Annotated in this window: 9 protein-coding genes and 1 CRISPR repeat array; of the genes, 3 read left to right on the top strand and 6 right to left on the bottom strand. The window is 38.5% G+C overall.

The features are described from left to right. Positions 1-29: 29 nt before the first annotated feature. From HMPREF1128_RS01685 to metG, 3 genes are all read right to left on the bottom strand, one after another. Positions 30-4,502: a S6 family peptidase gene (locus HMPREF1128_RS01685; RefSeq protein ID WP_007523624.1), complete on the bottom strand. Its 4,473-nt coding sequence runs from the start codon at positions 4,500-4,502 to the stop codon at positions 30-32. Between the two features lie 263 nt (positions 4,503-4,765). Next, a complete protein-coding gene (locus HMPREF1128_RS01680) occupies positions 4,766-5,155 on the bottom strand; it encodes a hypothetical protein (protein WP_007523602.1) in 390 nt (129 codons plus the stop codon). A gap of 73 nt (positions 5,156-5,228) precedes the next feature. Next, the gene (gene metG / locus HMPREF1128_RS01675; RefSeq protein WP_007523609.1) at positions 5,229-7,286 is read right to left on the bottom strand and encodes a methionine--tRNA ligase; all 2,058 of its coding nucleotides are present in this window, start codon (positions 7,284-7,286) and stop codon (positions 5,229-5,231) included. Positions 7,287-7,406: 120 nt separating this feature from the next. On the opposite strand from metG, the gene menC reads away from it, so the two are divergent. From menC to HMPREF1128_RS01660, 3 genes are all read left to right on the top strand, one after another. Then, positions 7,407-8,378, top strand: a complete 972-nt coding sequence (gene menC / locus HMPREF1128_RS01670) for an o-succinylbenzoate synthase (protein WP_007523600.1) — start codon at positions 7,407-7,409, stop codon at positions 8,376-8,378. Between the two features lie 142 nt (positions 8,379-8,520). Next, positions 8,521-9,213: a 16S rRNA pseudouridine(516) synthase RsuA gene (gene rsuA, locus HMPREF1128_RS01665; protein ID WP_007523588.1), complete on the top strand. Its 693-nt coding sequence runs from the start codon at positions 8,521-8,523 to the stop codon at positions 9,211-9,213. Beyond that, complete coding sequence (locus tag HMPREF1128_RS01660; RefSeq protein ID WP_007523612.1) at positions 9,213-10,406, top strand: Bcr/CflA family multidrug efflux MFS transporter; 1,194 nt, start codon at positions 9,213-9,215, stop codon at positions 10,404-10,406. Before rsuA ends, HMPREF1128_RS01660 begins: the two co-directional genes overlap by 1 nt. A gap of 115 nt (positions 10,407-10,521) precedes the next feature. Next, positions 10,522-11,217: direct repeats of the CRISPR family, unit length 36 nt; unit sequence GTTGTAGCTCCCTTTTTCATTTCGCAGTGCTATAAT. 63 nt (positions 11,218-11,280) lie between these two features. Here HMPREF1128_RS01660 and cas2 read toward each other — a convergent pair. The 3 genes from cas2 to cas9 are packed head-to-tail and all read right to left on the bottom strand — an operon-like array spanning position 11,281 to position 15,732. Beyond that, positions 11,281-11,607, bottom strand: coding sequence for a CRISPR-associated endonuclease Cas2 (gene cas2 / locus HMPREF1128_RS01655; RefSeq protein WP_010128185.1), 327 nt, complete (start codon positions 11,605-11,607; stop codon positions 11,281-11,283). Next, complete coding sequence (gene cas1, locus HMPREF1128_RS01650; protein ID WP_007523595.1) at positions 11,600-12,517, bottom strand: type II CRISPR-associated endonuclease Cas1; 918 nt, start codon at positions 12,515-12,517, stop codon at positions 11,600-11,602. The genes cas2 and cas1 overlap by 8 nt, the downstream gene beginning before the upstream one ends. A 56-nt stretch (positions 12,518-12,573) precedes the next feature. Continuing rightward, positions 12,574-15,732 carry a type II CRISPR RNA-guided endonuclease Cas9 gene (gene cas9 / locus HMPREF1128_RS01645; protein ID WP_007523628.1) on the bottom strand — a complete coding sequence of 1,053 codons (3,159 nt, stop codon included), beginning with the start codon at positions 15,730-15,732 and terminating at the stop codon, positions 12,574-12,576. Positions 15,733-15,791 lie beyond the last annotated feature (59 nt).

Below are 15,791 nucleotides of genomic sequence, written 5' to 3'. Positions count from 1 at the left end.
CGCCCTTTGTTTTCATTGAGGGTTATCAACTACCAAGTATAACCAAGTTTAAAGGCCGCATATTTTTGGGTAGTAATATCTGACCCTTTAAGCATTCCCACTTGAGCACTTACTTGCCATTGATTAAATTGAGCAGCTAATCCAGCTTCGTGGTTAAAATAACGACCAAATTGTTGCTGCATACCGATATCATTTACAGATAATGCACCATTTACAGCCATTTTACGCTGTGTTGCGTCATTGTAGTAAGAAGCTAAACTTGGTGTTAATTTTACACCCGCTACATCAAAGGTTTTGTTTAATGCTAAACCTGCACGATAAGTCATCAGATTTAATGCTTTACTTTCAACCTTCGCTTCTGCTAAATGATAATTTGCTTTAGATAAACGATGATAACGTACACCAACAGATGGTTGAACATTTACACCCCAATCCCATTGTACGCCAGCATTTGCACCAACGTTAAACAAATTACGGTGGAACACATTGCTTTGGCCATCGAAATCTACGGTATTACGGCTACGACCATAACCAAGATCAAGGCTAGCAAATGCGCCATTATCCCATTTACCTTTCACATAAGCATTCAACGCAGTTAAACGGTTTTTACCATTCACATTTTCATCAAATGTATTGCTTGCTCGAGAATGTGATAATACTGCACCAATTTGTACGTTATCGTTCACATCATGCGCTGCACCGATTTGCGTAAGTGTTACATTTTGTTTATACGGACGATAGAAATCAGAGTGATAGTTCTGTTTTGCTGATTCCGTATTTACCCAAACATTGGCTTTATCATGGCTTAACAAATGACGATCAAGATTACGTCCAATTTGTAATGCTAGATTTACATTAGCCGACATTTCAGATAGCGCAGTATTAGAATAACGGCTCACTAATGCAGATTGAGCTTGACTGTTTTCTAAGTTTGCTTTTGCTGCTAACATTTCAGCTAGTTTAGTATTAGTACTTTCTGAAGTATTTGATGCATTTTCAGCTAAGAATTGCTCAATTTCAGCTAAACTATCATAGTTATCTTCTAAACTGGTTAATACATCTTTAGAAGCACTTTCTACAGCATCCTTCGCATAAACAATTGCTTGAGCATTACCTTCAGCCTGAGCTAATTCAAGCGCTTTTTCTGCATTTTCTAAGCGTTGAATCGCAATATCTAATGCATTTTCAAAGCTAGTTAAACCGCTTGCATTCGCAATTCTCACTACTTTCGCACAAACTGCATGATTTACCCCTTGTGCTTCGCATAGCTGACGAGCTTTATCAATATTAACTACTTTTTGCGATGTTTTGCTTGATTCTAAACCAGCAATCTCTTGACGCAATTTAGCCACTAAATTAGTCGCATTTTCTTGCGTTTTTAATAATGCAGCTGCAGCATTTTTCGCTGTAGTTAAGCGATTATTTTGCTGTTTTAAGGTATTAATTAACTGATTGTATTGGCTATACAATTGGTTACGTTTCGCTTTTTGGGTTTGGCTTAACGCATTGTACTGTCCAACTACGCTCTGTAATTTTGCATCCGTTTGATTAACTGTATTTTGCAATCTATTCACTTCAGCATTTTTTGCATCAGTTTGTTTTTTAGCTCGCTCATATTGTGCATTTAAGCCATTCAACTCTTTCTGTTTTGCTTTGATCTGACGCTGAACTGCTTCATACTCTTCTCGGCTAAGCTCTTGAGTTTGTGTACTCGCACTATGGTTTACTTGCGCATCGCGTAATGGGTTATAAAGACGGTAGTCATTATTGTTATTTGCAAGAATATAACGATAAGCACCTAAATCTACATAACCATTTTCTAATGTGAAACGCGCATTCGCATTACGCTGTTGTGAATTATTTAATTTCACTAAGCTTAATGGGCTAATTGCATCTGGTTCAGCACCAGTGTTTTTCAATGCAATTTCGAAAGCACCATTTGCTACACCATTAACCACCATCATGTCACCACGACCAGCAGCGGCATTGGTTAAGAAACGGAAAGAACCAGTCCCGGTTAAATTACCGTTAATCGTTAATTGGTTAAAATCAACATTACCTTTGTAATTATTGCTGATTTCATCATAACGTTGGTTTAACAACACTACGCTATTTGCAAGTGATAAATTACCTACGTTACTATTTCCGGTTAATGTCCATTGGCTTTGTGGTTTTAAGGTTACCTGTGTTTGAGTATCTGCATTAATGCGACCAACCAAATGCGCTTTTCCTAATTGGAATTGGCTTTGGTTTTGTAAATTCACATTACCCGTTACTTTAGTTGTTGGTAATTGGTTAAATACTGATTGGCTTAATACCGCATTATTGTCACACTTGGTTTCACCAGTATGGCTTGAACGCATACAGTTTTTCGATTCACCTTGAACAAAGCCTAATTTAATTTGACCTTGATCTTTAGCGTTGAAATTACCGTTTAATTGAGAAACATTACGTCCACTCTCAAGCTTTGCATTACCCGCTACATTAAATTCACGCGCAGTAAATTGACGGTCTGTCCATTCATTTTCTCTTACCACTTCTTTATTTCTTAGATAGTCGTAAGCGTGTGCTACAGGCACACCAGAAAGAACAACGCTGCCTTTTTCAACATTCAGGTTACCGTTTAAATTTGCCCCACCGTTTAGTAATAACAAGTTATTTGAATTACTTGGGTTAAAAGTTACATTTAATCCGCCATTTGGACGGCTACTATCAGTTTCCCCTAAGCTACCACTGAAGGTTGCCATTGCATGCGACGCACTGATTTTTTTGATCGCATCGGCTTTATTACTGCCTAAGAATTCCCAATCGTTACTTGAATTTTGATCAAGTGGAAAGTATTGATTCGGGTTACCATTTGGTTTTAAGCGGAAATAATCAGTACGATTATTTCTATGCGTATTTACATACTCATAAACACCTAAAGCGGTTTCTGGTTTTTTACCCCAATTTACCCACTCTAACTCATTTTCAGATAAATCTTTACCGATTGTGATAGAAGCGGTCTGATTTCGGTTATGGTTTACAATTTTTGCACCATCATCTGCGTTTTGAATGTAGTTGAAGCTTAATGCATTACCATTAAGATCTAGGCGACCACCACGGAAACCAAAGTAAATATTATTTGGGTTAACTTGTTTATCATTCGCTAATACGACTGTACCACGACCACTGGTAATCCCAACTTGGTTAAAGGCTTGTTGTTGGCCATTTTCTGCTTTTTGATCCAAAATAACCGTACCATCACCTACGCTAATATCGCCAAGGTTTTTTCCTTTACCATTAACTAATAACGTACCAGTACCTAATTTAGATAAACGGTCGCCTTGCGGGTTTTTCACCTGCCAGTTTACCGTTTTATTGCCATTAACCACTACACCTGCGCCAGTCCAAGTATCATTATTCTTCTCAGCACGCACGGTCATGTTGTTATTGAAATAAAGTGCACCAGCACCTTGGTTAATGCTACTTTGTAATACAATTTCGCTACCATCTACACCACTAAAGTGTGCAGTTTTACCATTAGCAAGCGAAGGACGTTCTGTCCCAGTATCAAGATGTTTTTTAGCAGGATCAGCAAGTTTTAATTTTGAACTAGAAGCCCCTTCCCCTTTCCAATAAATTGTTTTCGCACGAATAGGGAAATCAATTTCATCGTCTTTAACCGCATTCGTCATATACTGGTTTTGTGCAACAGTATAATCATTGCGAGAATCACCCTCACCATAGTACGTCGCTAGGTTACCCGCTAATTCCCAACGTTTTTCTTTTGCATCGTAAACAAATAATGGAGAGCCACTATCACCAGGTAAGCCATAAGTAGATAAGCCATCATTAAAAAGATTACCATCAAATTGAACTTTTGAAGCATCTGAGCTTACTGGACGCATTGGCGTACCACCAATTAAATATTGGTAATAGTCTGCCACATTGCTATTTTGTCCATATTGATTACGAGATTTTTGAATACCTGCACCCACGCGAACAAAATAAGGATAGCGTGATTTATCTAGCAATCCGTTTTGACGTGATTCAGCCACATTAACTGGAATTGGAGCCACTTCAGTGACAAGTTTATGTAAACGAGGGGTTTGGAAGTCTAAACCTGGATGGTTATTTTGCTCAACCACTAAATAATTGAAGTGATGGTTGTCTGGATTGTTACCATCATCACCATATTGAACTTCACCGTAATAACCACTGATGTGTTTTACACTTGTTACGTATTGTGGGTGGAAAAGCGTTGCCACACCTTGGCGACGGTTAGTGACCGCAAGATCAGGCATCGGTACATTTGGTAACATAGTACCAACATGCTGTCCTTGGTTGTTATAAACACCAACATTGCTCACGCCAGGACGGAAAGCCCCTTTATTTTCAGCAAAATCACGGAAGTATTGGTAATCGACATCGTTACGAACGATAGCAGACTGCGCTGAAGCGCAAATTAAGGAGACCGCCACGGCGACCAATGTCGGGCGGAAGAAATTATTTTTCTCCATATTATTCCCTTAAAAATGAAGTTGAGATGATTTGAAAAATACGTTTGGTTTGAATAGGCTGATACCAGCAAAGTGGTTGGACGACCAACCAGACATTCAAAACTGCGTGAATTATAGGCAAGCGTTTCTGAATTGTAAAGAAAGGATGAATAAAGATTGTAAAGGCTTGATTTATAAGGATTGTAAAGAAGTTTATAAAAAAATAACCCAATCAAAATTCCGCTGATTGGGTTCATTTTTTTGATAAAGATTGTAGATTTTTTCTACCAACAATAAAAACATGGATACCATGGCGAACCGTAAAAATCACGATCCCGCCAATAGCGATCTTGCATTTCTTCTAAAGCTTGTTGCGCTTGATAATTCTGCAATGCCATTTTGTAACATGCTTGGAATAGAGGGCGGTTAACCTTTTCAACATAACGCTTTTCAAAGTCCGCCTTTTCTTTTTCAGTTTGCCCAATTGGCGGGTTGAATTGCTGTTGCATTAACTCTGCCGTTTCTGCATCACACTGTTTTGCTAAGTCAACTTGCAATGCTTGTTGTGCCTTGATTCGGCGCGCTTCTTGTGCCGCTTTTTGTGCAGGTGTCAGCGCACAAGCGGTCAAAAATAGGGGAAGAATTGCAAAAGTCAGTTTTTGAGAAAGCGTCATGATTGCCTCCTAAATTGTGGGTAATTTGCCTATCTCCGCTCCCCCTTTCAGGAGAGCGTTTTATCACAAGGCATTATTTTACTTGCATACCTGCACGAATACCTTCATCAGCAGAAAGTAAGAATAAATCTGCTCCCCCTGTACCCGCAGATAAAATCATGCCTTCAGACATACCAAATTTCATTTTGCGAGGTGCAAGGTTTGCCACCATAATCACAAAACGACCATTTAATTCTTCTGGATGATTATAAGCCGCTTTAATCCCAGAGAAAACTTGGCGTTGGTGATCGCCTAAATCTAATTGGAATTTCAGTAATTTATTTGATTCTGGCACCGCCTCACAGCTAATTACTTTAGCGACGCGTAAGTCTAATTTTGCAAAATCATCAATGGTGATTTCTGGGGCAATTGGCTCAATTGCAAGATTTTCTGGATTTTCCACCGCTTGTTTTCCTTTTTTCGGTTCATTTTTGGTTTGTTCTGCAAAAAGCTGTTTCGTTTCTTCAATCACTGCATCAATCTGTTTTTTCTCAAGACGAGAGAACAATGATTTAAATGGTGCAACTGTTTTGCCTAATAATGGTTGGGCAATAGTTTCCCAGCTTAATTCTGTTTGTAAGAACGCTTCAGCACGTTCTGCAAGCTGTGGTAAAACAGGTTTTAAATAACTCATTAACACACGGAATAATTCAATACCCATTGAACAAACCGCTTGTAATTCCGCTTCTCGACCTTCTTCTTTAGCAATAACCCAAGGCGCTTTGTCATCAACATATTTGTTTGCGCGGTCAGCTAAATCCATAATTAAACGGATTGCTTTATTATATTCACGCGCTTCGAAATGTGCTGCAATTTGCTCTGATTGTGCAACAAATTCAGCGAAAAGCGCTTCATCTTCAAGTTTATCCGCTAATTTTCCTTCAAAACGTTTTGCAATAAAACTTGCATTGCGAGAAGCTAAGTTCACTAATTTGTTTACGATATCGCTGTTTACACGTTGGACGAAATCTTCAAGACTCAAGTCTAAATCTTCAATACGCTCGTTTAATTTTGCCGCATAATAGTAACGTAAACATTCAGGATCGATATGTTTTAAATAGGTGCTGGCTTGAATAAATGTTCCGCGAGATTTCGACATTTTCACGCCATCCACCGTCACATAACCATGCGCAAACACATTGGTTGGTTTACGTTGTTCACAGCCATCTAACATCGCCGGCCAAAATAGGCTATGGAAATAAACGATGTCTTTACCGATAAAATGATAAAGCTCTGTTGTTGAATCTTTTTTCCAGAATTCGTTGTAATCAATGCCTGTGCGGTCGCAAAGATTTTTGAATGATGCCATGTAGCCAATAGGCGCATCTAACCACACATAGAAGAATTTGTTCTCTGCACCTGGAATTGGGAAACCAAAGTAAGGCGCATCACGGCTGATGTCCCATTGTTGTAACCCACTTTCAAACCACTCTTGCATTTTGTTGGCAATTTCAGGTTGAAGTGAACCAGAGCGTGTCCACTCTTTTAACATTCCCTCAAAACTTGGTAAGTCAAAGAAGAAGTGTTCCGATTCTTTCACAATAGGGGTTGCACCTGAAACAGCTGAACGTGGATTGATAAGATCCATCGGGCTATAAGTAGATGCGCAAACTTCACAGTTATCACCATATTGATCTTCTGCTTTACATTTCGGGCAAGTTCCTTTTACAAAGCGATCTGGCAAGAACATCTCTTTTTCTGGATCGAAAAGCTGTGAAATTACACGACTTTTAATAAAACCATTTTCTTTCAGCTTTAAATACATCGCAGTCGTAATTTCACGGTTTTCTTCGCTGTGAGTAGAATGGTAGTTATCAAAGCTGATATTAAAGCCTTTAAAATCAGCAACGTGATCGGTTTTCGCTTTTTCGATAAGTTGTTCTGGCGTAATCCCCTGTTTTGCTGCATTAAGCATAATCGGTGTGCCGTGTGCATCATCTGCACAAACAAAATGCACTTCGTTGCCACGCATACGTTGAAAGCGTACCCAAATATCCGCTTGGATATGCTCAAGCATATGTCCTAAATGGATTGCGCCATTTGCATAAGGTAGCGCACAGGTAACAAGTATTTTTCTATTTTGGTTTGACATCTTATTCTCTTTAATCAAGTAAAAATCTTTAGGATTTTAGCTCAAAAGGGGGCTTTTTTCTAGTTTGAATTCTTGCCGACAAGCGGTAGAATTTTGCTAATTTTTTGCAAATGGAAAATTATGAAAATTACGCTTTACCACTACGCTTTACCATGCCAAACAGGCGTAGTTCTCCGCAAACAGCCACTAAGCATACGCGAAGGGCTGATTATTCAACTAAACCAACAAGGTAAAATCGGTTTGGGTGAAATTGCCCCACTACCAGGTTTTAGCCAAGAATCTTTGAAAGAGGCTCAATCTGCTGCTATCCAATGGGCGTTAGAGCCTCATTCATTATGGGATCAGCTTCCGCCATCTGTGGCTTTTGGGATTAGCTGTGCATTTGCTGAATTACATGGCGAATTAGGTTCAGAAAGCAATTTTCAATCGGCAATTTTATGTGATGGCAATTTTGCGACATTTAGCGAGAAAATTGCCCAACAAAGCCAACCGCTTGGAAAAATTAAAGTCGGGTTTAATCATAAACAAGAAGGCAATCTAGCAAACCAACTCTTCGAACAATTTCCCCATTTAACACTCCGCTTAGATGCCAACCGTGCTTGGAATCTTTCACAAGCGGTCGAATTTGCTGAACAAATTGCAAAACCGCACCGCTCACGGATTCAATTCATTGAAGAACCTTGCCAATTACCGGCACAATCACTGCAATTTGCAGCACAAACAGGGATTGCCATTGCTTGGGATGAAACTGTTCGAGAGTCCAAGTTCTGCATGCAAAAAACTGAAAATCTGAATGCTATCGTCCTCAAGCCGACATTGATTGGGTCTTTAAATAAATGTATCAATTTAATTAAACAAGCCCATCAACTGGGTTTGAATGCGGTAATTAGTTCTAGTATTGAATCCACTTTAGGCTTAAGCCAACTAGCACGCATCGCGCAACAATATACCCCTAATATGGCACCAGGGCTTGATACTGCAAACCTTATGCAGCATCAACTTCTTCGCCCATTTGCGCATACAAACTTGCCATTAGTGGGTTTCGATAGTGCCTACCTACAAGAAATCCCACTTTGTGCATCAGGTAAATAGTGCTATTATTTGGCTGAAAATTTAAGGCAAATAGACGGCGTAATTGCCCGATAGAATCAATCAAAGGAATGACCGTTTGTGCTTGCTGTACAAGCGGTCATTTTCTTTCCCTCGATTGCAAATCAACTAAAAAGAGATAATGATGCGTTTAGATAAATTTATTGCAGAACAAACCGGACTCACCCGCTCACAAGCCGCGAAAGCACTGAAAAGTGGTGTCGTTAGCGTTAATGAAGAAATAGAAAAAAGTGGCGCACGGAAAGTTTCTGCTGAAGATGCCATTCGTTATGAAGGCGAATTACTGGAATGGCTCGAAGGTGGGCAATATTTTATGCTTTATAAACCACAAGGCTATGTTTGCTCACATGATGACGGCGAATATCCAACGGTTTTCCAATTTTTCGACTACCCGTTAATGAACAAATTACATACGGCCGGCCGATTAGATGTCGATACAACTGGACTCGTCTTACTTACTGATGACGGGCAGTGGTCGCACCGTATTACCTCCCCAAAACATCACTGTGAAAAAACTTATTTGGTCACATTAGCCGATCCAGTAGAAGCATTTTATGCCCAACAACTTGCTGAAGGCATTTTATTACGGGGCGAAAAAGAGCCTTGCTTACCCGCCAAAATGGAAATTTTAGATGATTACAATGTGAATCTCACTATTTCTGAAGGACGTTATCATCAAGTCAAACGCATGTTTGCTGCACTCGGCAATAAAGTAGAAGCACTACATCGTTGGCGCATTGGTGATATTGTATTAGATGAATCTTTGGAAGAGGGCGAATATCGCGGACTTTCTGATGAAGAAATCGGGAGTTTTTAATGAAACAATCAAGCAATAAACCGCATCCGTGCTTTTTTATTATTCTTGGCATGATGGCAATGCTGCCACCGCTTGCCATTGATATGTATCTGCCCTCTTTTTTGGATATCGCAAAAGATCTTGCAGTTTCTCAAGAAAAAGTCCAAACCACATTAGCCATTTTTACGATTGGCTTTGCGGTCGGGCAACTATTTTGGGGGCCAATTGCCGATAGCTTCGGGCGTAAACCCATTATTTTATTAGGATTATGTGGTGCTTCTATTGCGGCATTCTTCTTAACTCAAGTTGCGAGCATTGAAAGCTTTTATCTACTTCGCCTCATTCAAGGCTTATGTGGCGCAGCACCTGCTGTAGTACTAGGTGCTTTAGTTCGAGATCTATTCGAGCGTAATCGCTTTGCGCAAATGATGTCTGTGATTATGATTATTTCGATGCTTGCCCCATTGATTGCCCCGATTTTAGGGGGCTACACGGCGCGCTATTTTCACTGGCATGCTATTTTCTATCTACTCATGGCAATGGGGCTTATCTCCATGTTATTAGTTGGCTGGAAAATCCCTGAAACCTTACCGAAAGAAAAACGCCAGCCGCTGAAACTTAAACAAGTGCTAAAAAATTTTGTTGCACTGATCTCGCATAAAGCCACGCTTGGTTATGTTTTAGTGGGTGGCTTGAGCTTTGCGGGAATGTTCTGCTTTTTAACCTCAGGCTCGATTGTTTATATCGGTGTTTACAACATTGCGCAAGAAAACTTCGGTTACTTTTTTGGCTTAAACATCTGTGTGATGTTGCTACTCACTACGATAAATGGTCGATTCGTAACAAAAATTGGTTCAGAAAAGATGCTAAGAATTGGCTTGGGTATTCAGCTTATTAGCGGCCTCTTTTTAGCTTGTGTTGCCACCTTTAACCTTGGCTTCTGGGCAATGGCACTCAGCATTCCATTTTTTGTCGGCACAATATCCACCATTGGCAGCAACGCTACCGCCGCTATTTTAGAACGCTATCCAGAAATGGCTGGCACGGCTAACGCTATTGCAGGCACCGCTCGATTTGGTATTGGCTCACTCGCAGGCTTCTTGCTTTCTGGCTTTGAAATCCAAAGCGAACGCCCAATGCTCTATGCCATGGCACTTTGTACGATTCTCAGTTTTGCTGCTTACTATTTCCTTTCTTGTAAAGCAAGTAAATAATAAAAAATAACAAGCGGTCAATTTTGACCGCTTGTTTGCAATAAAGTGTTGATTGGAATCCTTTTTCATTTCGCAGTGCTATAATTAATCGCACCTTGAGGATGACCTATGACATGTTGTAGCTCCCTTTTTCATTTCGCAGTGCTATAATGATGTTGCATTACAGTACTCGCCACCAGTGGTTGTAGCTCCCTTTTTCATTTCGCAGTGCTATAATAGCTATCCTTATACTACGTGGTTCTTTTTGGTTGTAGTTCCCTTTTTCATTTCGCAGTGCTATAATAAAGCCCTTGCTGATACACTTACCGTATTTGTTGTAGCTCCCTTTTTCATTTCGCAGTGCTATAATCCAGCTAGGTTCATTCCCTTTACTAACCATGTTGTAGCTCCCTTTTTCATTTCGCAGTGCTATAATTCTTTTACCTTTTTTAAGAGTTCATCATCAGTTGTAGCTCCCTTTTTCATTTCGCAGTGCTATAATAAAGACTAACATTTATTCAATCAATCAGAAGTTGTAGCTCCCTTTTTCATTTCGCAGTGCTATAATTCGGGTCTAGCTTGTATTATACGTTTTACAGTTGTAGCTCCCTTTTTCATTTCGCAGTGCTATAATAATTTAAAAGAAGTTAAAAAGGTAAATAAAGTTGTAGCTCCCTTTTTCATTTCGCAGTGCTATAATAAATTCAAAAGAGACATCATTAATCTTGAAGTTGTAGCTCCCTTTTTCATTTCGCAGTGCTATAATGCGGACTAGCAATATTTGATACTGCTGTTCGTTGTAGCTCCCTTTTTCATTTCGCAGTGCTATAATTGGGACATTTAAAAGCCCCATACCGCAAGGTTTCGGGGCTTTTTTAGGCTTTTAAAAATGAGGCTAGAAAAGCAATAATTGATCTGAATTGACCTTTTTTTCTTGAAGTTTTTGCTCACCAACTAAAATTTCCATATTCGCAAATTGTTTCTCTGTAATAGCCAAACAACGAATTGAACCTTCTTCTGGCAAATGAGTAACTAACCTTTTATGGTGTTTTTCCATCGCATCTCGACCTCGAATAATCCGAGTATAAATAGAAAGTTGTAACATTTGATAACCGTCTTTTAATAGAAATTGGCGAAATTGGTTTGCAGCCCGCATTTTAGCTTTAGTAGTTACGGGTAAATCAAATAATACGATCATACGCATAAATATCTCCTTACTCATATTGATACTCCTGTAATTCGCAGATCTCTGGGAGTTGTAATAAAGTTGCATTTTTCTGGCTTAACGCAGCTTGAAAAGATGCGATTGTTTTATCAATTGCGGTTAAAACGCTCACTTCTTCTTGCTTAAAAAGCAGCTGATAATGCAAAATCTTAATTAATTTTTGTTTTGAGGTTGGACTAAGTGATGATGGCAACTGTTTTTTCATTACAAAATCGCACACCAGTAAATCAACAACCGGGCGAAAAGGCTCAATAAAATCATCTGCTAAATTAAAAGCATTTAATTCATTATGATGGAAAATCCCTAATTGAGGTAACCAACCATAAAGCACTAAACTACGAGCAACTGCAGATCTCACTATCGTATAGGCATAATTAAGATGAGCATTAATAGCACTCTCTTCTGTTTTTCGTTTAAACCCTGTACCAAATAATTGAGGAAAATAAATAACAGCGCTTTGTGCTTCAAGGTTATCTTTATCTCCTGATTTAACAAGGTTTGCTAACTGAAGCAAGCGGTCGGATTTTTCTTGGAAATTGCAAAGTGATAACACTTTTGCTTGATTACGGATTTTTTGTTGAATAATCTTCTGCCAGAGCTGTTTTTTGAGAGGCAAACTTGCTTCTAGCTGCAGCTTTAATATTTTCAATTGACGATAATATTGATTAAAAGGCAGCCATTGCCCACAAGGTAAAAACTGTTCATCGCAGCTTAATAACGTAATGCCATATAAACCAAATGCAGAAAGCAATGGAAAAGTAATAACTGTTTCTCGGCTTTCTACAACCACAATGGCAATATCTTCAAGTGGTACAGTAAATTCATGCCCTTCTTGCTGAATAAGCATTTGTTGCTGTTGTAAAGAGAGTTTTCCCCCTTTACTAATTAAAATACTTCTCCATGTCATCATGACTCCTTACAAAAAATCCCCATACGTATAATACGTATGGGGATTTCAAGCAATTAACGAACAGCTTGGCGTTTACTTGATTTACATAAACGAATATTTTTACCAAGCTCATCTACTTGATATTTTTCAAAAGAAAGAGCAAGTTTAATACCGATACTTTGATGAATACCATCTTTAACTTTAGACTTTTCTAAATCATGCTCTTTAATATCAATATTACCTGTGGCACGATTAAGCCCATTAAAGTAGCCAAAAATAGTTTTCTTTTTAGTGACTAATTTTACTAAATCATTTTGGTGTAATGAAAATCTAAACGTCGCATCATCCATTACCTCCCAATCTTCTTCATTTTTTCCTTGAATAACGGCTTTATTAGGCAAAATACCCTTAGCTACTTGCCAAGTATAAATTGGCACAAGAAAATATTTTCCACCTTTAGTGAAAACATCTACTCTTACCATAGAAGCATTATCTGCCACACCATTACCATCACGGACTAATACGCCGGATTTTTGTACTTGTTCTACTCGCACTGATTTAACAATAGCCCCACCTTTTTTCATGAAAGGTTCAGCAAACGCTTTAGCAGGTTCATCATTAAAGGCCTCTAGACGAGCTTTTAGCGCTTCATATAATTCTTTTTCACGCTCACGATTCACCATTGATTCTAAATCTTTTAATCTCAATTTAGTTAATAGCATTTTAATGACGCTCAATCCTTCATTTAAACGTTTGGCTGACTTAATGGTTTCCATATGTCCTTGGCCAGTCATTTTGCGTGTTGGCATACGAGAAACAAATAGCGGTTGTACAAATTCATGGTTTGCTTGTGGGCGAGCTATCAATCTATTTTCTAGCTCAAGTTTTGGATTATCACTAAAAATACGGATTTCAACTTCTTCTCTGAAAAATTTCCATGGCGCAGGGAAATGTAATGGGATAATTTCACCTGTTTCACGATCTATTCGCTCACCTGTAAATACATTACCTTCCTCAAAGCGAACAAAACGCGTGATTTTTTGTTGCATTGAGACTGTGGAGCAAGCCACCACAACCGCATCTAAGGCATGATGTCGATCATTATCTTCACGTGATTTTGCTAATCCCCAACGGCCACGAAGTAAAGCTGTAATTTGCCCATTGGAAGCAAATACTTTACGTTTTCCTTCGCCAGTTAAGTGCATATTATCTGCAATAAAGTTACACAAGAAACGGGCAACATAGCGAGTATCGTTTAGGTTACGCTCAATAAACCCTTTCTCATCAAGCTTTTGGCTTAGGATGCGTTGTTTTTTCGTATAAGGGAATGCACTCGTTTCAACCAATGCTTTGAATGCTTTCCAACGTTCGCTGTTATTTTTACCATCAAGCCATTCAAAAGGTGTTAGATTGCCTTTGTTTTGGTTTTCATTAGCCAGCACTAGCACTTTATTATTAAAGCTATCATCCCAAGTACGGGAAAACGGTAAAGCGTGATCTATTTCTACATAACCTTGTTCTAACAAACGGTGTAATTCTAAAGGTTTACCAGAATATAAACATTTCGCATTTTGCTGATAGTATAAGCGCATTTTCAAAATGTCTTTGGCCTTCGGTTCACCAGAAAAATTAGGGAATAATGTTTTAATTTCACTAATTGCTTTTTCACGCTGTTTACGATTCTCTTCCTGACGTTTTTCTAGCTCACGACGATCTTGGTAAGATTTGCCAACTTCTCGTCCTGTTTCAATATGAATACGAGCAGGCGAACTATATAATCTCACTACTCCATTAATTACTTTACGAGCCTGTGTTAATGTTCGTAAAACCACAGGATTACGGATTTCATCAGCTGGAATCTGTGGCAATAATAGATGGTTTTCTTCTGTTTTTTTACCATAATGATCGCCATAAATTTCAGCACAAGCTTCATCATAACGTAGCCCTTGCTGCATTAATGGTAGAATTTTATGTAAAGCTTTAAGAGATAATTGAATAAATTTATCAAAATTAAGATTTTCCAATAAGGCATTTAATACAGGCTGAGAGAGTTTTCCAGCTAAGCAAGTGCTGATGTCTTCATCCGTTTTATATAATGAAAATGCGGTGCCAATTTCATCTAACAATGATGAATTAACCTTTAATTCAGCCCATTCTGTTTTCAAATCATTTTTTTCTAAAGCTAAACGGATTTGATGGTAAGCTTTCATTTCCATCAGTACTGTTTTGGTTTCACTGGTCTTTTTATCTTCACCAGAATAACGGAGACCTTTAAAGATTGCCTCATCAGATAAGTTTAAGATTGAGCGAACTTGTGCATAAGTTAATTTAGCTTTTTCATAAGGTTGTTTCATTAATGCTAAACGTTCATTATCATTTAAAGCACGCTCTAAGCCATTTTCTTGAATACGTAAATTATTTAATTTCGTTATCCAAATAAAACGTTCTGCGGAATAAGTGTGTTTAGCTGCTTTGTACTCATTTTCAAAAGTACATTTACCAAGCATTTTTAAGATAGCATCACCAGATAAGGCAGGTTTTTGCCACATTAAAAGTGCAGTCAAATTTTCTAATAATTTTTCTGAAGTGAATGGATTACCGAAGTGTTGTTGACGAGAGAAAAGCAGCTCCATTTCGGAGAGTAAGTCTAATCGGCTAAAAGTATGGGTATATGAACCTTGCTGATTACGGATATGACCTTCTTCGACCTCAAATTTTTTTACAGCAAGTTCTGCAGGCGTGCGATATGTAGTTTGTTGCAGTAATTTATGATTATTGGCTACACCGCTTAATAGCGCGCCTAGCTCTTTATTTTCGCTTTTACTTTCATTTTTACGCTGAGATAAATAGCCTCGGTGTTTAATTAAATGTAATAACACTGCAGCCCATTCTTGGCGTTCAAGTTTGCGCTCTAAACCTTCAACACGTAGTTGCCAAACTTGATGAGGAAGACATTCATCAGTGGATAATAGGATATTTTCTGATTTTAGAAGTCGTTTTGCTTTTTTCAGACGAGCAACGCGACGCTGAGTTAATCGACGAGCAGAGCGGGCTAAACGGCGAGCAAGTGCTAAGCTCTCACCTTTTTGCGTTTCTGCTCGTTCGAAAGTACGTACACCAACATCAATTAAACTCAGAGGATTCTCTTTTTCGTCAATTTCAACTACAGCCCAACCTACAGAGGAGATACCGAGGTCTAGACCAAGTACATAATTTAAAGAAGTGTTTTTCATAAATTTATTCCTTATGTAGAAGTAAGCAGTTAAATTTTATCAACTTTTTGCAAAAAAAG

Origin of the sequence: Haemophilus sputorum HK 2154 (genome assembly GCF_000287615.1) — a bacterium.
Taxonomy (GTDB): domain Bacteria; phylum Pseudomonadota; class Gammaproteobacteria; order Enterobacterales; family Pasteurellaceae; genus Haemophilus_A; species Haemophilus_A sputorum.
Note: the sequence above shows the minus strand (reverse complement) of the source record. Positions and strands in the feature narration are given on the sequence as shown.